The sequence below is a fragment of the Streptomyces cyanogenus genome (assembly GCF_017526105.1).
Lineage (GTDB): Bacteria > Actinomycetota > Actinomycetes > Streptomycetales > Streptomycetaceae > Streptomyces > Streptomyces cyanogenus.
Genome location: NZ_CP071839.1, coordinates 6,669,907 through 6,689,751, shown reverse-complemented (window position 1 = coordinate 6,689,751; position 19,845 = coordinate 6,669,907). Strand labels below are relative to the sequence as shown.

15 protein-coding genes are annotated in these 19,845 nt (G+C 69.5%); 3 read left to right on the top strand and 12 right to left on the bottom strand.

All coding sequences use genetic code 11. The features are described from left to right. Positions 1-102: 102 nt before the first annotated feature. Positions 103-423, top strand: a complete 321-nt coding sequence (locus tag S1361_RS30065; RefSeq protein WP_208035025.1) for a GYD domain-containing protein — start codon at positions 103-105, stop codon at positions 421-423. Positions 424-537: 114 nt separating this feature from the next. Here the strand turns inward: S1361_RS30065 and S1361_RS30060 are convergent, their stop codons facing one another. Both S1361_RS30060 and S1361_RS30055 read right to left on the bottom strand, forming a co-directional pair. Then, positions 538-3,333: an aconitate hydratase gene (locus tag S1361_RS30060; RefSeq protein ID WP_279577633.1), complete on the bottom strand. Its 2,796-nt coding sequence runs from the start codon at positions 3,331-3,333 to the stop codon at positions 538-540. Between the two features lie 188 nt (positions 3,334-3,521). After that, on the bottom strand, positions 3,522-4,271 hold the full coding sequence (locus S1361_RS30055; protein ID WP_208036981.1) for an ICP22 family protein: 750 nt from the start codon (positions 4,269-4,271) through the stop codon (positions 3,522-3,524). Positions 4,272-4,511: 240 nt separating this feature from the next. Between S1361_RS30055 and S1361_RS30050 the strand changes: the two genes are divergently transcribed. Next, complete coding sequence (locus S1361_RS30050; protein ID WP_208035023.1) at positions 4,512-6,041, top strand: helix-turn-helix domain-containing protein; 1,530 nt, start codon at positions 4,512-4,514, stop codon at positions 6,039-6,041. Positions 6,042-6,364: 323 nt separating this feature from the next. Here S1361_RS30050 and S1361_RS30045 read toward each other — a convergent pair whose 3' ends face one another. Both S1361_RS30045 and S1361_RS30040 read right to left on the bottom strand, forming a co-directional pair. Next, positions 6,365-6,883, bottom strand: coding sequence for a DoxX family membrane protein (locus S1361_RS30045; protein WP_341829372.1), 519 nt, complete (start codon positions 6,881-6,883; stop codon positions 6,365-6,367). A gap of 299 nt (positions 6,884-7,182) precedes the next feature. Then, positions 7,183-8,670, bottom strand: a complete 1,488-nt coding sequence (locus S1361_RS30040) for a vanadium-dependent haloperoxidase (RefSeq protein WP_208035021.1) — start codon at positions 8,668-8,670, stop codon at positions 7,183-7,185. Positions 8,671-10,988: 2,318 nt separating this feature from the next. Between S1361_RS30040 and S1361_RS30035 the strand changes: the two genes are divergently transcribed. Further along, positions 10,989-11,774 carry a response regulator transcription factor gene (locus tag S1361_RS30035; RefSeq protein ID WP_425087533.1) on the top strand — a complete coding sequence of 262 codons (786 nt, stop codon included), beginning with the start codon at positions 10,989-10,991 and terminating at the stop codon, positions 11,772-11,774. Between the two features lie 199 nt (positions 11,775-11,973). Here S1361_RS30035 and S1361_RS30030 read toward each other — a convergent pair whose 3' ends face one another. The 8 genes from S1361_RS30030 to S1361_RS29995 form a co-directional block, all read right to left on the bottom strand. Continuing rightward, entirely contained in the window at positions 11,974-12,393 is a 420-nt protein-coding gene (locus S1361_RS30030) for a DUF6069 family protein (protein ID WP_208035019.1), read from the bottom strand. Positions 12,394-12,585: 192 nt separating this feature from the next. Beyond that, a complete protein-coding gene (locus S1361_RS39435; RefSeq protein WP_279577660.1) occupies positions 12,586-13,155 on the bottom strand; it encodes a 4'-phosphopantetheinyl transferase family protein in 570 nt (189 codons plus the stop codon). A gap of 161 nt (positions 13,156-13,316) precedes the next feature. Continuing rightward, positions 13,317-14,558: an acyl-CoA dehydrogenase family protein gene (locus S1361_RS30020; protein ID WP_279577632.1), complete on the bottom strand. Its 1,242-nt coding sequence runs from the start codon at positions 14,556-14,558 to the stop codon at positions 13,317-13,319. After that, the gene (locus tag S1361_RS30015) at positions 14,507-15,109 is read right to left on the bottom strand and encodes an NADPH-dependent FMN reductase (RefSeq protein ID WP_243769351.1); all 603 of its coding nucleotides are present in this window, start codon (positions 15,107-15,109) and stop codon (positions 14,507-14,509) included. The genes S1361_RS30020 and S1361_RS30015 overlap by 52 nt, the downstream gene beginning before the upstream one ends. 41 nt (positions 15,110-15,150) lie before the next feature. Beyond that, complete coding sequence (locus S1361_RS30010; protein ID WP_208035017.1) at positions 15,151-16,404, bottom strand: activator-dependent family glycosyltransferase; 1,254 nt, start codon at positions 16,402-16,404, stop codon at positions 15,151-15,153. Between the two features lie 86 nt (positions 16,405-16,490). Continuing rightward, a complete protein-coding gene (locus S1361_RS30005) occupies positions 16,491-17,468 on the bottom strand; it encodes an NAD-dependent epimerase/dehydratase family protein (protein ID WP_208035016.1) in 978 nt (325 codons plus the stop codon). Next, positions 17,465-18,451 (bottom strand): sugar phosphate nucleotidyltransferase, encoded by a 987-nt coding sequence (locus S1361_RS30000; RefSeq protein WP_208035015.1) that lies wholly within the window; start codon positions 18,449-18,451, stop codon positions 17,465-17,467. The genes S1361_RS30005 and S1361_RS30000 overlap by 4 nt, the downstream gene beginning before the upstream one ends. Before the next feature lie 84 nt (positions 18,452-18,535). After that, positions 18,536-19,735 (bottom strand): nucleotide disphospho-sugar-binding domain-containing protein, encoded by a 1,200-nt coding sequence (locus S1361_RS29995; protein ID WP_208035014.1) that lies wholly within the window; start codon positions 19,733-19,735, stop codon positions 18,536-18,538. Positions 19,736-19,845 lie beyond the last annotated feature (110 nt).

Below are 19,845 nucleotides of genomic sequence, written 5' to 3'. Positions count from 1 at the left end.
GTGCGGCTGCCGACGAGTGAATTCGGCCGTGCGGTGCGGGCTGCCGGTGTGACGGCGGGAAACACCTACGCGTACCGGACACCCATGGGCAGGAGCACTCCGATGCCGAAGTTCCTCATCCAGGCCGCCTACACGCCCGAGGGCACGCAGGGGCTGCTCGCGGAGGGCGCGAGTGGCCGCCGCGCCGCCGTCGACCAGGTCGTCACCGGGCTCGGCGGCACGGTGGAGGCCATGTACTACGCCTTCGGCGAGGACGACCTCGTGTGCATCGTCGACTTCCCCGACCCGGTCTCCATGGCCGCCGTCAGCCTGAGGGTCAAGGCGAGCGGCGCGCTCCGCACCCGGGCCACTCCCCTCCTGACCGTCGGCGAGCTCGACGAGGCGGCCCGCCGCGAGGTCTCCTTCCGCGCACCCGGCGCGTGACGGGGGTTCCCGGCCCGGGGACGAGGACCCGCCGGGCGGGGTGCGGGCACCGTACGGCGAAGGGCCGCACCCCCGGTGCCGGGGATGCGGCCCTCGTCCGCCGGGCGCTGCCGCTTACTTGCGGATCAGGTTGCGCAGCACGTACTGCATGATGCCGCCGTTGCGGTAGTAGTCGGCCTCACCGGGGGTGTCGATGCGGACGACCGCGTCGAACTCGACACCGGTGTCGGTGGTGACCTTCACGGTGCGCGGCGTGCGGCCCTCGTTCAGCTCGGTGACGCCGGAGATGGAGAAGGTCTCCTCGCCGGTCAGACCGAGGGACTCGGCCGACTGGCCCTCCGGGAACTGGAGCGGGAGCACGCCCATGCCGATGAGGTTCGAGCGGTGGATGCGCTCGTACGACTCGGCGATGACGGCCTTGACGCCGAGCAGCGCGGTGCCCTTGGCCGCCCAGTCGCGGGACGAGCCGGAGCCGTACTCCTTGCCTGCCAGGACGACCAGCGGGATGCCGGCGGCCTGGTAGTTCTGCGAGGCGTCGTAGATGAAGGAGACCGGTCCGCCGTCCTGCGTGAAGTCGCGGGTGTAGCCGCCCTCGGTGCCCGGCGCGATCTGGTTGCGCAGGCGGATGTTGGCGAACGTACCGCGGATCATGACCTCGTGGTTGCCGCGGCGCGAGCCGTAGCTGTTGAAGTCACGGCGCTCCACACCGTGCTCGGTGAGGTACTGGCCGGCCGGGGTGTCGGCCTTGATGGCACCGGCCGGGGAGATGTGGTCGGTGGTGACCGAGTCGCCCAGCTTGGCCAGCACGCGGGCGCCGGCGATGTCCTCGACCGGGGCCGGCTCCATGCCCATGCCCTCGAAGTACGGGGGCTTGCGGACGTAGGTGGACTCCGGGTCCCACTCGAAGGTGTTGCCCGTCGGGACCGGCAGGGACTGCCACTGGGCGTCGCCCGCGAAGACGTCCTGGTAGGACTTGGAGAACATGTCCTCGCCGATGGCGCTGGCGACGACCTCGTTGACCTCGGCCTCGGACGGCCAGATGTCCTTCAGGTGGACCGGGTTGCCGTCCTGGTCGGTGCCCAGGGCGTCCCGGGTGATGTCCACCTTCATGGAGCCCGCGAGGGCGTAGGCGACGACCAGCGGCGGGGACGCCAGGTAGTTCATCTTGACGTCGGGGTTGATACGGCCCTCGAAGTTCCGGTTGCCGGAGAGGACCGAGGTGACCGCGAGGTCGTGGTCGTTGACGGCCTTGGAGACCTCCTCCGGCAGCGGGCCGGAGTTGCCGATGCAGGTGGTGCAGCCGTAGCCGACGAGGTTGAAGCCGACCTTGTCGAGGTAGGGGGTGAGGCCCGCCTTCTCGAAGTAGTCGGTGACGACCTTGGAGCCCGGGGCGAGGGTGGTCTTGACCCACGGCTTGCGGGTCAGGCCCTTCTCGACCGCCTTCTTGGCCACCAGCGCGGCGGCGACCATGACGTACGGGTTGGAGGTGTTGGTGCAGGAGGTGATGGCCGCGACCGTCACCGCACCGTGGTCCAGCTCGTAGGTGGTGCCGTCGGGGGCGGTGACCCGGACCGGGTTGGACGGTACGGCACCGGTGCCCTGGCCGTGCTGCGGGGCGCCGGCACCGTTCTCCTGGTGGCCGTAGGCCGGGGCGTCGGAGGCCGGGAAGGACTCGGCGCTGGCCTCGTCGACCGGGGAGGCGGCGGCCTCCGGCGTCTGCGCGACGGGCGCCTCGACGTAGTTGAGGACGTCCTTGGCGAACTGCTGGGCGGCCTCGGCGAGGACGATGCGGTCCTGCGGGCGCTTCGGGCCGGCGATGGACGGGACGACCGTGGACAGGTCCAGCTCGAGCTTCTCGGAGAAGTCCGGCTCGGCCTTCGGGTCCAGCCACAGGCCCTGCTGCTTGGCGTAGGCCTCGACCAGGGCGACCTGCTGCTCGGAGCGGCCGGTCAGGCGCAGGTAGTTCAGGGTCTCGTCGTCGATCGGGAAGATCGCGGCGGTGGAGCCGAACTCCGGCGACATGTTGCCGATGGTGGCGCGGTTGGCCAGGGAGGTGGCGGCCACGCCCTCGCCGTAGAACTCGACGAACTTGCCGACCACACCGTGCTTGCGCAGCATCTCGGTGATGGTGAGCACGAGGTCGGTGGCGGTGGTGCCCGGCTGCAGCTCACCGGTGAGCTTGAAGCCGACGACGCGCGGGATGAGCATGGAGACCGGCTGGCCGAGCATGGCGGCCTCGGCCTCGATGCCGCCGACGCCCCAGCCGAGGACGCCGAGGCCGTTGACCATGGTGGTGTGCGAGTCGGTGCCGACCAGGGTGTCCGGGTAGGCCTTGCCGTCGCGGACCATCACGACACGGGCCAGGTGCTCGATGTTCACCTGGTGGACGATGCCGGTGCCGGGCGGGACGACCTTGAACTCGTCGAAGGCGGTCTGGCCCCAGCGCAGGAACTGGTAGCGCTCCTTGTTGCGGCCGTACTCCAGCTCGACGTTCTGCTTGAAGGCGTCGTTCGTGCCGAACTTGTCGGCGATGACGGAGTGGTCGATGACCAGCTCGGCCGGCGCCAGCGGGTTGATCTTGGCCGGGTCGCCGCCCAGCTCCTTCACGGCTTCACGCATGGTCGCGAGGTCCACGACACAGGGCACGCCGGTGAAGTCCTGCATGATCACGCGAGCCGGCGTGAACTGGATCTCCTGGCTGGGCTGGGCCTGGGAGTCCCAGCTGCCGAGGGCGCGGATGTGGTCGGCGGTGATGTTCGCGCCGTCCTCCGTGCGGAGCAGGTTCTCCAGCAGGACCTTGAGGCTGTACGGCAGGCGGGCCGAGCCCTCCACCTTGTCCAGCCGGAAGATCTCGTACGACTCGTCGCCCACCTGCAGCGTGCTGCGGGCGTCGAAGCTGTTCGCCGACACGACAGTCTCCTTCATTGATGTGCGCGTACCACCGTCAATCGTGCCGCCACGCCGGCTTGGCCGAACCAGTGAGGTGAGGCTAAGTTAGGCAAACCTTACTGGAGTGGCGGGCTACGGTGCGCCTCGGCAGATATCTCGATGTCGAGATAACTCTAGTACATGGGCGCTGGATGGTCATGCCCAACCGCCTACCAGTCCGCTTCGGCGTCGGTCTTGGCCGGCCCGGTGACGCCCACGTGCCCATGGTCGCCGTAGACGGAGGACCGCCAGCGGGCGAACGCCTTGGCCGCGCGGTCGGCGTCGTCCTGCTCCATCACCCCGTAGGTCACCCGGACCCACGCCTCCGTACGGTCGCCACCCTCGGGGTTGCGGACGTAGACGCTCAGCACGTGGGAGGCCATGGCGGCGTCCGCCTTCCGGCCGTCCGCCTTCAGATACGTCCGGAAGTCGCGGGCCATGGGGAACCAGCGGTGCGGGCCGGCCGTGGCACCGCAGGGCGGCCCCGGGTCGTCACTCGTGAGGTCCGGGCCACCGTCACCCTGGTCGTCGCTCGTGAGGTCCGGGCCACCGTCACCCTGGTCGTCACTGGTGAGGTCCGGGCCACCGTCACCCTGGTCGTCACTGGTGAGGTCCGGGCCACCGTCACCCTGGTCGTCACTGGTGAGGTCCGGGCCACCGTCACCCTGGTCGTCGCTCGTGAGGTCCGGAAGCTCCTGGTCGTCACTGGTGGTGTCGGGAATTTCCTGGCCGTCGCCGGTCGTGCCCTCGCCCGTGTACTCGTCCTGGCACTGGTCGTCGCTCGTCCCGTCCGTCGCGGACGAGCCCGCCGAGGGCGCGCCGGCCGCCGGGCCGCCCGCACGCTCCGAGCCGCACGAGGTCAGCACGGAGCAGAGCACGAGCGCGGCGGCAACGGGAAGGTGTCGCATCCTGGTGTTCATGTGTGTCCCCCTTTCAGAGGAGGAGAGGGGGACACACATGCGGGGGTTCCGGATACGCCGGACGGGGTAACCGAGTTGGGTGGCACGTTGTACGACATCGATGGATTTGCCCGATCTATCCGGTGCCGCACCCCGTCCCACCAGCGGTGTTGACGGGGCGTCACCGCATCACCGGTACGGCCCTCACCCGAACGGACCCCCCAACGGGCACCATCTCATATCTGAGATAACCTCAACCTCATGTCAGACGACTACCTCGTACGCATCGGCAAGCTCATCCGTGACGCCCGGCAGCACCGGGGCTGGACGCAGACGCAGCTCGCGGAGGCGCTCGGCACCAGCCAGAGCGCGGTCAACCGCATCGAGCGCGGCAACCAGAACATCAGCCTTGAGATGATCGCCCGAATCGGTGAAGCGCTGGACAGCGAGATCGTGTCGCTGGGCTACGCGGGTCCGATGCATCTGCGTGTGGTCGGCGGCCGCCGGCTGTCCGGCGCCATCGACGTGAAGACCAGCAAGAACGCCTGCGTGGCACTGCTGTGCGCCTCCCTGCTGAACAAGGGGCGCACGGTCCTGCGCCGGGTGGCGCGGATCGAGGAGGTGTACCGCCTGCTGGAGGTGCTCAACTCCATCGGCGTGCGCACCCGCTGGGTCAACGACGGCGTCGACCTCGAACTCGTCCCGCCCGCCGAGCTGGAGATGGCCGCGATCGACGCGGAGGCGGCCGTCCGCACCCGCTCGATCATCATGTTCCTCGGCCCGCTGCTGCACCGCATGGACCACTTCAAGCTGCCCTACGCCGGAGGCTGCGACCTGGGCACGCGGACCATCGAGCCGCACATGATCGCGCTGCGCCGGTTCGGTCTGGACATCGCGGCCACCGAGGGCCAGTACCACGCCCGGGTCGACCGCTCCGTCCGCCCCGACCGCCCGATCGTCCTGACGGAACGCGGCGACACGGTGACGGAGAACGCGCTGCTGGCCGCCGCCCGCCACGACGGCGTGACCGTCATCCGCAACGCGTCCTCCAACTACATGGTCCAGGACCTGTGCTTCTTCCTGGAGGCGCTGGGCGTCAAGGTGGAGGGCATCGGCACCACCACGCTCACCGTGCACGGCGTGCCGAACATCGACGTGGACGTCGACTACTCCCCCTCCGAGGACCCGGTCGAGGCGATGAGCCTGCTGGCCGCCGCCGTGGTGACGGAGTCCGAACTGACCGTACGCCGCGTCCCCATCGAGTTCCTGGAGATCGAGCTGGCGGTCCTGGAGGAGATGGGCCTCGACCACGACCGGTCGCCGGAGTACTGTGCGGACAACGGCCGTACCCGCCTGGTCGACCTCACGGTCCGCCCCTCCAAGCTGGAGGCGCCGATCGACAAGATCCACCCCATGCCCTTCCCGGGCCTGAACATCGACAACGTCCCGTTCTTCGCGGCCATCGCGGCCACCGCGCAGGGCAAGACCCTCATCCACGACTGGGTCTACGACAACCGCGCCATCTACCTGACCGACCTCAACCGCCTCGGCGGCCGGCTCCAGCTCCTCGACCCGCACCGCGTCCTGGTCGAGGGCCCGACGCGCTGGCGCGCCGCCGAGATGATGTGCCCGCCGGCCCTGCGCCCCGCCGTGGTGGTCCTGCTGGCGATGATGGCGGCCGAGGGCACGTCGGTACTGCGCAACGTGTACGTCATCAACCGCGGTTACGAGGACCTCGCCGAACGCCTGAACTCGATCGGCGCGCAGATCGAGATCTTCCGCGACATCTGATGAGCGGATGCCGTCGCACCCTGTCTGACTTGCGGTGAAGCGGGGCAGGAAGAGGTGCGGCGGCATCCGTGGGACTTCTTTCGAAGTGCCCCAGCCAGCGTGCCGGCGAGGTCGGCCGTGCACACGATCTCTCCGCCCGTCGCCGAGGGCCGGGGCCTTCTGGTCCACGCCGTCCCGCCGGGCGAAGCCCGCCACGAGCGGCTCCGAACCGGCGCCGCGGTCAGCCGGCGCCGTGTTCATCGCAGTGCGGCAAAGTCGTAGGGCAGGTCGGGAAGCGAGCAGGTGCCCTGGATCGGCACGGTGGTGCCACCACACAGGACCGGCTAACGGGCAGCGGTCCCGGCTGTGAGCGGCGCTTCCTCCGTGCCGGGCTCCTGCGTGGGCGCGGGCGTGATGGTCGGCACCGGTCCGGCTGCCGACGCCGCAGAGGTGGTCGCGACGGCGAGGCAGGCGGCGATGAGGACGATGTTCTTGATGATGTACTGACCCTCCATCGTGGGAACGAGCGGCACGGTCGACCACGCGTCGTCGGGGAGGAGAACCAGCGTCGAGAACACGCCGAGCATGTGCACGAAGAAGACGGCGAGCGCGAGACGCAGCAGGACGCCGGTGACGAGCCCGAGACCGATGGCCACCTCCATGGTCGCCAGCAAAGGTCGCGAAACGTCCGGCGGCACGGCGTGAAAGGTCATCACGCTCATCGCGTGGACGGCGATGTCCTCGGCCGGGCTCATGGCGGGTGTGAACTTCAGGCCGCCGAACCAGAGGAAGAGGATTCCGACGCTGATCCTGAGGACGGCCGAGCTTCGACGGTGGTAACCGGCAGCGAACGACGTCCACATGGTGTGCAGGCGTCTGCTGGATCCTGCGCTGCGGGACATCAGGGTGGTCCTCCTGTCTGACGGTGGGTACGGGGAGTTCGGCCGTGGTCGAAGGTGCCGAAGTGGTTGGTGACCTCTCCGGAGCCGTTGAGAGCCCACACGTCGGCTCCGCCGCTTGCCGTTTGCCCTTCCGGTGTGCCCCTCCGATGTGCGAGGGAGCCACAGGCCCACGGCCGGCGCCCGGCCGCCGCGGGACCACCCGACAGGAGCGCCTGTGCGAGTGGTCCCCTCGTTCGAGGAGGTCAGCGGAACGCCTGGCCTCAGGCGGTGCCGTTGATGTACTTCATGGCCACCGCGAAGGTGGCCTTGGCCACGTTCCGGCCGACCTTCTGGCCCTCGTCGATGTCGAACGTCCAGTGACCGCCGCCGTAGACGCGGGAGAGGCCGTCCTCCCTCGCGGCCTCGCTCAAGGTGTCCCACTTCAGGGTCACGTCCGAGGCGGGGGTCACGCCCGGCTCGTAGGTGGACGAACCGGCCTTGGCGGTGTAGGAGTCACCGAACTTGTCACTGCCGGTCCACAGCTTCAGCGACTCGGCCGCCGTAGCGCCCCACACCGCGTGTCCGGAGACGTACGAGGCGAACGGAGGCGTCGTGACGTACGGCAACCAGGTCTCGCCGGCAATCGTCTGCGTGCCCTTGCCGCGACCGGCGTAACCGCGCACCTGCTGGCCCGACTGGTTGTAGCGGATCACCGTCATCGGACGGGCGTAGTCGTAGTGCACCTTGCTCTTCCAGGCCACGATGCCGGCGTCGGCCATGGCCAGGTTGAGCGTGAAGAACATCTTCACGTCCTCACCGAGCGTGTGGTGGTCGCGGCGAGAGATGTACTGGGCCCACTTGTTCTGGTGGCCGGCGGGCGTCTCGCGGTTCTCGAGCCAGTACTCCGCGATCACCTTCTGGCGATCGGTCAGGTTGGCGTTGTAGTCCATCATCGTCTTGATGTCCGCCTTGAGCTTCTCGCTCCCGTAGGCGGGCGGCGGGGGCGGCAGGAAGGCCTCCGGATCCTTGATCGCGAACGGCTTGACGTTGCCCCACTGCGGGGTGGCGAACGGCGGGACGAACCCGTTGATGCTGAGCGGGGTCCAGCGCACCGGGTCCACGACGGTCGACTTGTCCAGCACGGACATGTCCTGGGGCGGATTGAGAGGGGTGTAGCCCGTGGTGTCGGCGTACTCGTTCTCCTGGTTGGAGCCGTCCGTCCGGCGGTCGGCGATCACCGCGTCGCAGGCCGTGTGCGCCACCCCGGCGGCGGTTCTGGTGTCCCGCGACGTGTTGGCCGGGTCCTGGCCGAGGGCTCGCAGCTTGGCGTCGAAGTCGCTCTTGTAGGCAGGGAAGAGGTAGTTCAGAGCGTCGTACGCCGCGTAGTCGACCGCGGTCTTCCGGTTGGCGAGCGTGCGCTTGTAGTACGGCTGCCGCAGGTCGTCGCCCAGCTGGGTCCCGACCGCCCGCGCGTCGTACGCGGCCCACGCGTCGTATATGCAGGTGTGGACGATGGCGAGCACGCGGCTGCCGAGCGGCGGGCGCTTCAGGCCGTTGGTCTCCGCGGCCTTCTTCACCATGGCGTCGTACGCCACCTGGTTCCACTGGAGGACGACGTTGTCCTCGCCCCGCGTGGCCTCCCCGCTCTCCGCCGCCGCGGTGGCGGTGCCGCCTCCGGCGCCGAGGGCGGTACCCAGCAGCATCGCCACTACGGCGGCGGAGGTACCGGCACGCCGGCGGTGGTTGATCAGTGTCCTGGATGGACGCATGTGAACTGCTCCCTACTGGATAATGGAACACGTGAAAACCGGTCGGGACCGGACGGCCCGGTGGTTCCTGGTCGGTGAAGTGATGCGTGGAACGGCGTGGGCGACGACCGCGAGGTCCGGGACCTGGGCGTCGCCCGCGAAGCAGGGGGATGGCCGGGCCGTTCCCGCCCGGGCCTACGCGGTCGCCCCCTAGGTCACGCGCATCTCGCAGGTTCGAACGGGAGCCCGTGTGCGTCGACGCATCGTTCACGTTGCGTCAGCGCCGCCGGCGCGGACTGGTGACAGGGTGGTTCGACGGTCGACGGTGACAGTCGCGCGTTGCGGGCCGACCAGGGCGTCACCCCGACGCCTGGTCGGCGCCGCTGGATCAGCAGCTGGGCGGCGTCGACCTCATACACCGGTTTACGACTTCCGCCACGGCCCCGGGCTCGGTCGAGGAGTGCACGGCGACGAGTGCGCCGTCCCACCCGAAGCGCTCGACAATGGCCCGGTCGATCCTCCCCACCCGGGCCCCGGTGGCGAATCGGTGCCCGGGAAAGGCCACTTCGGCGGAGACTGCTTCACAGCTTCTTCGGCCGCACGACGTGGGGCAAGCAATTCACCGAGAGTTGACCCTGAGCGCACCGTCCTCTGTATCTCTGGTGCGTTCCGGCAGGAGACCTGACTTCGCCACGCCCCGTGCCGCCGCCGGGTGGGATGGGACGGAGCGGGCACGCGGCCGCGCGAGACCGCCCGTGACAGTGTGTCGCGCGGCATCAGGCACTCACCGGGTCACAGAGCGCTCGCAGGTGGTGCGCGCTCCGCCCAGCCGATGTTCCGGCGGTGCCGAGGGAAGGCCGGGCAGGGAGTACGACCGGAGGACGAGCGTGATCGACGTCGGCGATCCTCATCGTCGTCGGCGACGGATCCGGCTCCCCCCTCCGCACCTCGCCGCCTGCGCCGGACCTGCCCCAGCGACCAGCGACTGCCGGATGTCTTCAGCCACAACGACTTCCAGCGAATCGCGTTCCGTGACTGGCGCAACAGTGAGCGGTCCCGTTGAAGGCCTTGGGGTGCCTTGTCGTTCACGGAGAGCGCCAGACAGGGGTGTGGCGGCGGCGAGGTAGCCATGTGCTCGCTGCGACCAAGACAGCTGGCCAGAGCCGGTCGGCCACGCCTCCGCTGCTCTGCGCAACCCGGCGCTGGTCTTCCGCGCCGGTAAGGATCTCGACCGGGGCAAAGGCCTGGGCGCGAGGGTGCGAACGCTGGCGGGAAGCAGGGTTGGCAAGCACCCTGGTTTCGTGTTGAATCGATCCTGATCATCGAGCTGTCATGTACGACCGGGACGGGGGCTGAAATGGTGCACCACAGAGGCTTCGTTTCCCGTAGACGGGGGAACGGAAAGACGTCCAAGCCCACTGAGCAAACGCCCGTTTGGTTCACTTGTCGAGGACGCAACGGACATGCGGGGCCTTGAAGTATCCTGCGGCAGCGCAAGTAGGCCTCGGTGGCGTTTTCGGTGTGGTTTCGTGCCCGGCGAACTGGAACAGACCGGCTTGAGGTCGGCGTCGACCGGCTCACCTGACGTCTCCGTGAAGAGAATGAGACATATTCGGGCGCGGATGTCGATCGCGGACATCGTGTACACGGAGAACCAGTTCTCCGCCCGATGCACGATGAGAGTCGCACCATCGGTGCCCCAGATACGACCAGCGACCTGGCCCGGTCGGTCCCCGTTCGCTCCCCCGAGGTGGAATTCCGCTTTCCCCACCTTCAGCCTCGCCCAGGAAGCCTGTCAGGTTTCCGCGCGCGAGACACGGACCGCCTCCAGTTCTCGCCAGGCCGCCGGCTCACCCGGACGCCGGAAGGTCACTTTTCAACGAAACCTGTGAGGCTTGAGGAACGTCTTGGCCCCCATTCCCCGCGTCCCACGCTGACCGAGCGGGGCACTCCCACACTCCCCGTCAGCCGACCCCCACCCCCCACCACTTGCCCTCGGCTTTGGCGCACACCCTGAAACAGGGCAGCGAACCCATATCGCGAGAATTCACTCCACCAAGGCGCTGCGGGCTATTCCCGTGCGCCTCGATACAACTGGTGCCGTTTGTCACACGTCACACACAAAAAATCTCACTTGCCCGCACGGAATCCGATTGTTACGCTCAAACCAGAAACGTGATCAGAACGAAGACATCCTCCACACCATATCCATGGAGGAATTTTTCGACCCTGTGCCGGAATCGCCACGAGCCGATGCGCCGTACCAGGCATGTCACGGATCAATTCTTCTACGATGACCAATCGCGCGAAGAGGGAATTTTCACACCAAGGGGGAGCAAGTGGGTCAGTTTTCGACGGGCACGATACGGCACGGGAAGCCAAAACGTCTTCACGCGAACTTACCAACGCGGCGGTCCCTCCACCCTGTTGTTCCACAGCGGACAGAGCAACAGGGCCAGGGAGTTCTGGCGATCCTCGCGGTCGGAAGCGAGGAGAGCGGAATGAGTGAGCTCGCGCAGGGGCTGCGACGACACGGCTACCGGGTGGAGGGCGCCGCCACCGGGACCAAAGCGCTCCAAGTCCACCGAAACGCTGACCTCGTCCTGCTCGACCTGGACCTGCCCGACCTGGACGGACTCGAGGTCTGCCGCAACATCCGGGCCTCCAGTCAGACTCCGGTCATCGCCGTCACGGCGCGGGAGTCCGAACTCGACCGCGTGCTGGTCCTGCAGGCCGGCGCTGACGACTGCATGACCAAACCGTACGGCATCCGTGAGCTGATGGCCCGTATGGACGCCATCATGCGCAGGATCCAGCCGCAGTGGCCCCTGGAGCAGGTGATCGAACACTGGCCCCTTCGGATCGACGTGAACTCACGGGAGGTACGCCTCGACGGAAGGTTGATCGAGGTGACCCGTAAGGAATTCGACCTCCTCCACCTCCTCGCTTCCTGGCCTGACACGGTCATTCCCCGCCAGCAGCTGACGGCTCAGGTGTGGGGTGACTCCGTGCCGCTGCGCGGGCGGACCATAGACACGCATGTCAGCAGCCTGCGCAGCAAGCTCGGCTCCAGTAGCTGGATCGTCACCGTACGCGGCGTCGGATTCCGGCTCGGTAACCAGTGAGGCACGGCGTAGCCGTGTCGCGGGATCTCGTGTTCATGCTGTCGCTGAGATCGTAGAGCCTCTCGGCGCGCTCACCAGTGCCAGGTGATCAGGCCGGAGACACATCCCCACGGGACCTGGTTTTTCGGTGTTGCGGACGTGGACAGTTCTCACACCGGAAACAGGTCCCGTTGCCATGCCCCGATCCTGCCAAGCGTTCTCAGGCCTCGCGCGCGGATCGACGGAAGGACGGGATGAGGACCGCGCCCACCATCAGGTGCATCACAGTCAGCGTCAGACGTGTGCCGGCGGTGGCATCAGCCAGGATCGTGGGGAACAAGGACAACAAAAGGACTGCACCGGCGACATACGTCCATGCCGTTCGCGCCCGTGGCGTGAATCGTTCGAGAAGGGCAAGCAGGCCCCAGCCGACGAGGCCGGCAAAGAGAGTGGTGACGAGAGCTCCTGCGAGAGTGATCTCCGTTACCCCGTTCTGGTTCACGGTGAGTGCGGCACCGGCCGCATTGCCGATCAACCATGTTGCTGCGGCTACCACTTCAGCCATGGCCAAGGCGATGAGCCGGTTCCGAACCCGGGTGCCTGCGGGGACTCGGCCTGCGGAGCGAGCGTCTGCGGACATGAAGGAACTCCAATTGCATACGGGATGGTCCGGTCAAGTGGTGTGCGCCGCCCGTCGAACCGGGATCGCGCGAAAGAGTCGGCATTTCAGCCGTGCCCGCGGACGCGATCGCCGCTGAGTCTCCCGGCCGACAAGGCCGGCCTTTCAATTCCTGCCATCGGGACCGGCTTTGCGAGCATATCGCACGAGTGGTTAGGCCTCGACCACAACTGCCGTACAGATCAAGCCGCGTTCATCTGTCCAGTTGCCGGTAACAGTCGTTACGGACTGCCCATGGAGAACAAGGCCGGCCGCGTACAGCCGGGCCCGGAAGTGTCGTACCAGTGGGTCGAATGTGATGGCGATGTCATGGAACCCCAGGCGACGCCGTGCCAGCGGAAACCACGCTTTGTAAACGGCTTCTTTGGCGCTGAAGGTCAGACGGTCCCAGTGCACGGTGGGATCACGCCTCCCCAATTGCGCGATCCTCAAACGCTCCTCCGGGCGCGCGACCTTCGTGAGAAGGCCTGGAGGAAGAGGTTCATGCGGCTCGGCGTCGATTCCGAAGGATGCGATTTCCTGACTCCAGGCCACAGCAGCCCCACGAAATCCCTCGCAGTGCGTCATGCTGCCGACGATGCCTGGAGGCCATCGGGGCTCCCCCCTCGTTCCGGGCAGGATGGGTACGGGCGCCACTCCAAGCCTTACCAGGGACCGCCTCGCACACTCACGGACCGTCCCGAACTCGTTGACGCGTCGCGGTACGGCATCGCGCACCAACACCGCCTCCTCCGGGAACAGTTCGACGGACGCGGAGTCACCGAACTCCTCCTCCCAGACCACCGCTGATGGCAGAACGCTGCCGAGCACTCCATCCCACTCTCTGTCATGCCAGGAGGCACGCGCCTCGGTTCGCGCACTCGCCGGCCCATGCCCCGAATGCGCTACTTCGTGTCGGGCAGGTGTGCCGAGACCGCCGACGCGTAGGCCATCGCGGCGGGCTCGAACTGCAGGCCGATATGGGTGGCCGCGGCGTTGGCATCCCGCCAGAAGCGCTGAAGCGAGCTTGCGGTGGAGTGACCGCTGGTACCAGCGGCAGCGAATATCCGGTTCACCGCGGTCACCGAGGTCTCGACGGCCAGGGCGCAGTCACGCGTGTTGCGGGCCGCTTCCAGCGGTGTCACGCCTGCACCCCGGTCGGCAACCCTGCCGGCCCTGTCGAGCAGCAGGTACGCCATATCGATTTCCCCGGCCGCACGTGCCAGCGTGGTCGCGTAGAAGCCGCGACTGATTCCCGGGCCGCCAGGCTCCCTCGGTGCACTGCGGAACTTCGCCGTGGCGTAATCCGACCAGACGGCGAGTGCCCCGCGTGCGGCACCCAGGGCCGGCGCCGCAAAGGAGAGACCGTTGACGGCCTGCAGCGGGACACTGTGGCAGGCAGCGGACGAGCTGCGGGGACGCCCTTGGAAGAGGTCGTCTCCTTCGAAGGTCCGCGCGTCGGGGACGAAGACGTCGTCGACGACGAGTGTGTTGCTGCCGGTCGCACGCATGCCGACGTTGGACCAGGTGTCCTGAATCTCGTAGCCGGCCCGCGGGACCACGAAGACGCGTAGCGCCTGGCCCTCGCTGTCCGCAACCACCGCACGCACCAGCGCCCAGTCGGAGAAGTCGACAACGCTGATGGAGGGCCATGTGCCGGACAGCCGCCAGCCGCCCGGCACCGCCTTGGCCCTGCCCAGCGGCGCGAGCGAGCCGACCACCACGGCATCCGGGCCGTCCTTCCACACCTCCGCACGCCCCTCGGCGGGCAGGAAGCCCGCCATCCGGCCGACGCCCGCGACGATCGAGGCGCTCCAGGACGAGGCGGCACAGGCCGTCCCCACCGTGACCAGGGCCTCGGTGAGCTCAGTGAACGTGCCCGCCGCACCACCGTGTTCCACGGGGACGAAGTGCCGGGCGAAGCCGGCGCCGAGCACGACCTTCATGACATCCGGGTCGAGGCGGCGCGTCTCGTCCGCGCGGGCCGCCTGGTCACCTGCCAGGGCAGCGACGTCCTCGGCCGCGCTGAGCAGGGTCCCTGCCTTCTGTGGTGACGTCACTGTTTCCTCCACTGTCCCGACGTCGTTGTTCGTTCTCATGCTGTGTAGGGCCGTTTCGCCCGGGCCTCGGTCAGCGACCGCGCCCACCAGGAGAGCTGGTCGAGCATGATCTTCGCGGCCGTGCCGCAGCCCACCGGGTCCTTCGGCGCGCCGCCCTCGTCGAACTGCTCCCGGGTGCGGTGGAAGCTGACCGAGTCCCGGATCGGCACGGCGTGCAACTCGCCGAAGACGAGGCGGAGTTGCTCCACCGCACGCAGTCCGCCGGAGATACCGCCGTAGGAGACGAAGGAGACCGGCTTGGCATACCACTCGTGCCTGAACCAGTCGATGGCGTTCTTCAGCGGGGCGGGGAAGCTGTGGTTGTACTCCGGCGTCACCACCACGAAGGCCTCCGCGGCGTCGATACGCCGGGCCAGGTCCGCCACGACCGGCGGTGGTCCTTCCCCGGTGACGGCGCCCGTCACCACCGGCAGCTCGATCGCGGCCAGGTCGATCACGTCGACGTCCCTGAAGCCGTGTTCCTCGGCACGGGCGAGGAACCACCGCGCCACGGTGCGGCCGGCACCGCCCGAGCGGGTGCTGCCCACGAGGAGCGCGAGGTGAGGTGACGATGCCGGCACGACGGCCCTTGCTGACACGGCGGTCCTTCCTTTCCTGACGGGCGGAGAGCCTCGGCGGCTCAGCGGCGGTGACGGGCGGTCAGTTCCTCCAGCACCGGCACCAGGTCGCCGGGGCTGGGTGCTGCCTGCATCTCCTGGTACAGCGCGGCCGCGCCGTCCCGGAAGGAGCGGTCGTCCAGGAGCCGGGTGAGGGACTTGCGCAGTGCGTCCGGGGTGAACTGGGAGCTGTCGATGACCAGTCCCGCGCCGTTGTCCGCGACGTACTGGGCGGTGGCGGCCTCGCCCCAGAAGGGCATCGGCGTGACGAGCTGCGGCACCTGGTGCGCCACGGCTGCCGCGAAGGTGCCGCCGCCGCCGTGGTGGATGATCGCCGAGCAGGTCGGCAGCAGGTGGTTGAGGGGCATGTACTCGATCAGCCGGATGTTGTCCGGTGTCGTGCCGACGGCTTCCCGCTCCGCGGCGCCGACCGTGGCGACCAGCTCCACGTCGAGCCCGGCCACCGCCTCGACCACCTCGGGGAAGGAGACGCCGCTCTGCCGGAAGAGCTGCCGCCCGCGGCCGCCGATGCCGAGCGTCAGGACCACCCGGGGGCGTTCGGGCCGCTGGTGGACCCAGGCGGGCAGTGCGGCGGTTCCGTTGTAGGGCACGCGCCGCACGCCGGTGTACGGCAGGTCGAGGGGAAGCCGCATGCCCTGCGGCATCGGATCGATGGTCCACTGGCCGGTGAGGAACTCCTCCTCGTACTCCAGGCCGTAGGGCGCCAGCATGTCGCTCATGAGGGGCACCAGCGGGTCGTCGGCCGGCCCCGCGCCGCGGGCCGCGAGCTGCTCCAGGGACTTGGCCCGCAGCCAGCCGATGTTGTCCCGCCCCCACAGGAAGCGGGCCTGCGCGGCGCCGCCGACCCGGGCGGCGACGGCGGCGGGGACGCAGAACGGGTCCCAGACGACCAGGTCGGGCTTCCAGTCCTGGACGAAGTCCACCAGGTCGGGCAGGACCGGTTGGTAGACCAGGAGGACGTTGCGCATCACCTCCCACTGGGTCTCCCAGCGGGCGCTGTCGTCCTCGGTGTCCAGCGAGAGGGTGTCATCGAGCGAGTCGAGCAGGTCGAGGTTGGAGTTGAACTCGACGACTCCGGCGAGCTTGTGGCGGGCCCCGAGCGGCACGGCCGCGAGGCCCGCCTCCGTGACGAGGCCGACGGCGTCGGGGTGGATGGCGACCCGGACGTCGTGACCCGCGTTCTGCAGGGCCCAGGCGAGCGGAACGATCGGATGCACATGGGCGGCGGCGGGAAAGACTGCGAAGAGGACACGCATCAGGTTCTCCGTTGTGGATTCCGGCGGTGGCGCCGACGGCGGGCTCGGCTTCGTTCGTTCGGGGGACGTCACTCGCGCGGGCGGCGTCACGCGAGGGAGAGGCTGGACAGCAGCCCCGACAGCGAGGCGTCCAGGTCCCGGCGCGGCTCCCAGCCGAGGAGCCGCCGGGCGCGGGAGACGTCCAGCTTCTGGCAGTCCGCGGCGGCGCCCGGGGCGGCCCCGTCGGCCGCCCGTTCCACGAGTCGGACCGGCAGCCCGCTCAGCGCGAGCAGCCGCTCGACCACCTCGCCGGTCCGGACCGCGCGTCCGCTGCCGATGTTGATGACGCGGCCCGAGACCTCGGCACGGGGCGCACGGGCGGCGGCGAGCACGGCGTCGACGACATCGCGTACGTCGACGAAGTCCCGCTCCGCGCGCAGCGGGGGGAAGAGCAACTCGGCATCGGTGGCCCCGGGGTCCTCGGCGTACCGCTCCAGGCGGGCCGCGATGTCGCCGAGGAGGCTGCCGGCCGGGACGCCGGGGCCGACGATGTTGGCCATGCGCAGGACGACACCGTCGAGCGCGCCGGCAGCTGCCGCGTCGAGGACGCTCCGCGACGCGGCCAGTTTCGAGCGTCCGTAGGGGGTGACGGGGGCCTCCGTGCTGCCCTCGGTCAGCCCGCTGTCGCGGGTGCCCGCGCCGTACTCGTGCACGCTGCCCAGCTGGATCAGCCGCGGGCCAGGGGACGTCTCGCACAGCGCGGCTGTCACGGTGGTCGTCAACTCGGTGTTGGCCCGGTGCATTTGCTGCGGCGTCACCTTCCACACCGCGCCCGCGGCGTTGACCACGACGTCCGGGGCGGTGTCGGCGAACAGGGCGCGCAGCTCCCGGGGAGTCGCGGTGAGCAGGTCGAGCGCGATGAAGCATTCGTCCGGCGCACCGGTGCGGGCCGACGGTCCGGGTGACGTCCTGGAGACACAGACCACTTGGGCGCCTTCGGACCGGAACGCGGTCCGTAGGTGCCCGCCGAGGAATCCGGTGCCGCCGAGCACCATCACGCGGCGCTGCCCGCCCGTCCCGGTCACTCCGCCACCTCGACCCGGGCGTGGTCGCCCACGACGAGGCTCCGGCGCGGCGCTCCGTCCCGGCCGGCCGCGCTGACGTGCGCGAACCGGCCGATCAGGGAGCCGTGGAGACGGCCGACGGGCGACACCGTGGCGCCTTCGAGGACGAGTGAGTCGTCGACGTGCGTGCCGTGTACCGAGCAGTCCCTGCCGATCGTGGCGTGCGGGCCGATGTGGGACTCCTCCACCAGCGCGCCCGCGGAGACGACCGCGGGGCCCTCGATCCAGGACCGTACGACCTTGGCGCCGGGCTCGATGACCACGTGGCCGGTGATCCGGCTCTGCGCGTCGACGTCGCCGTCCATCGCCGGGGCCAGCCCGTCGAGCAGGGTGCGGTGGGCCGCCAGCACGTCCTCGGCGGACGCGATCCGCCGCCAGTACCCCGTGTACGTTCCCGTCCGTACGTCGCCGCCGTGCGCGCGGAGCCACTGGGCGGCACCGGCCGGCGTCACCGCGTCGCCGGGGCGGTCCGCCGCGAGGGCGGCCACCGCCTCATGGACAGCGGGGGTGAAGAAGTGGACGAGCTCGACGTCCGGGGCGGCCTCCGGCACGACGACGCCCGCGGCGGGTCGCTCCGCGGCGAAGGCGGCGGCCCGGTCGGCGATGCTTTCGGTGACGAGGGTGTCGCCGCGGTACACGACGAAGTCGTCGTCCCCGAGGAAGTCGCGCGCGAGCGAGAGGGCGTGGCCGAAGCCGCGGGGCGTGTCCTGCCGGAAGTACGTGAGGGAGAGGCCCGACCGGGAGCCGTCGCCGAGCGCCTGCTCGATCTGCTCACCACCGTCTGTGACGACGATGCCGGTCTCGCGCACGCCCAGGTCCCGGACGCTGTCGAGGACGTGGGCCACGACCGGCCTGCCCGCCAGCGGGATCAGTTGCTTGGGCAGGGAGTGGGTGAGGGGCCGTAACCGGGTGCCTGTGCCACCCGACAGCACCAGTGCCTTCATCGAATTGCCTCTTCTCGTGAACCAGGGGTGGCGAGGAACAGCGCGTGGGAACGGACCGGGACCGGCCGGTGCGGACGAGGGGGGTCAACCCGCATGTCCGACCAGCCTCTCGAGGCCCTCGACGACGCGGGACGGCGCGGGCATGTCGGCCATCTCCCGGCCGAGCGACGCCGCGGCCTTCGTGTACCGGGGCTCGGCGAGGAGTTCGTCCAGGGCGGCGCTGATCCGCGCGGGATCGTCCTGCTCGGCCGCGGTCTCCAGGGCGATGCCGGCTCCGGCGCGGACGAGCTGTCCGGCGCTCGCGAACGTGTCGGCGAACTGCGGCAGGACGAGCTGGGGCAGCCCCGCGTAGCCGGCGCTCATCGTGGTCCCGGCTCCCCCGTGGTGGACGACCGCGTCGGCGGTGCGGAACAGCATGTGCAGCGGGACGGGGTCGGCCAACCGTACCCCGGCGGGCGGCTCGCCCAGTTCCGCCCGGTGTTCCCGGTCCACCGTCACCACGGCCTCGACTCCGGGCAGATCCACGAACGCCCGCAGGATGCTCCGGAAGAGGGGCACGCCGTTGAGTGCGAGGGTGCTGCGGCCCAGGGAGACGATCACGCGCCGGGGCCGGTCGGCCGCGGGGTCCGCCGCCGCGGCCGCCCACTCGGCCCGCAGCCAGTCCGGCAGGTTGCCGTTGCCGTGCGAGTGGACGTGCCGGATCGGCGTTCCCGGTGTCACGTCGGGCAGTTGGAGGGTGGGCGGGCACGGGTCGAGCACGGTCTCCGGGTCGGGTAGACCGGGCAGGCCCAGCGCCGCGCAGAGGTCCGCGTGGGTCTCGCGGGCCTGGACCCGGGTGGGCTCCGACAGGGGGTCGACGCCCCACCGGTGCTGCACCACGGGGACCCCGAGAACGCCGCCCACGATCAGCGCGCTGTACTCCAGTACATCGCTGACCAGCAGGTCCGGGCCGTAGGCGCGGGCGAGGTCCAGGTAGCCGGGCAGCACGGTCCTGTTGTGGTCCGCCCAGGAACGAGCGAAGTCGGCAGCCTGCGCCAGGTCGGGGAAGCGCCCCCAGGACTGGAGCAGCCGCTGCCCTGCGGGGAGCCGTCCGAGCAGCATCTCGTCCATGCGGAAGGGCTCACCGACGGTCGCGGTGTGCAGGCCCGCCGCACGGGCCGTGGCGAGGATGTCGGGCTGTCCCGCCACCAGCACCTCGTGCCCCGCGTCTCGGAGCGCCCAGGCCAGCGGCGCCAGGGGGGAGAGATGGCCTGCGACGGGCGTGACGACGAAGAGGACACGCATCATGTTCCTTGGGAGAGAAGGCACGCACCCCGCCCGCACCGCCCAACGGGGGGTGGTCCGCGATGCGAGCAGGGTGCGTGGGTCGGAGGAGACCGGGGAAGGGGCCCGCG

Excerpts from the sequence above, each read along its gene's own strand:
- S1361_RS30065 (WP_208035025.1), top strand. The coding sequence starts at position 103 with ATGCCGAAGTTCCTCATCCAGGCCGCCTACACGCCCGAGGGCACGCAG.
- S1361_RS30055 (WP_208036981.1), bottom strand. The coding sequence starts at position 4,271 with ATGAACACCAGGATGCGACACCTTCCCGTTGCCGCCGCGCTCGTGCTC.
- S1361_RS30050 (WP_208035023.1), top strand. The coding sequence starts at position 4,512 with ATGTCAGACGACTACCTCGTACGCATCGGCAAGCTCATCCGTGACGCC.
- S1361_RS30045 (WP_341829372.1), bottom strand. The coding sequence starts at position 6,883 with ATGTGGACGTCGTTCGCTGCCGGTTACCACCGTCGAAGCTCGGCCGTC.
- S1361_RS30040 (WP_208035021.1), bottom strand. The coding sequence starts at position 8,670 with ATGCGTCCATCCAGGACACTGATCAACCACCGCCGGCGTGCCGGTACC.
- S1361_RS30030 (WP_208035019.1), bottom strand. The coding sequence starts at position 12,393 with ATGTCCGCAGACGCTCGCTCCGCAGGCCGAGTCCCCGCAGGCACCCGG.
- S1361_RS30010 (WP_208035017.1), bottom strand. The coding sequence starts at position 16,404 with ATGCGTGTCCTCTTCGCAGTCTTTCCCGCCGCCGCCCATGTGCATCCG.
- S1361_RS30000 (WP_208035015.1), bottom strand. The coding sequence starts at position 18,451 with ATGAAGGCACTGGTGCTGTCGGGTGGCACAGGCACCCGGTTACGGCCC.
- S1361_RS29995 (WP_208035014.1), bottom strand. The coding sequence starts at position 19,735 with ATGCGTGTCCTCTTCGTCGTCACGCCCGTCGCAGGCCATCTCTCCCCC.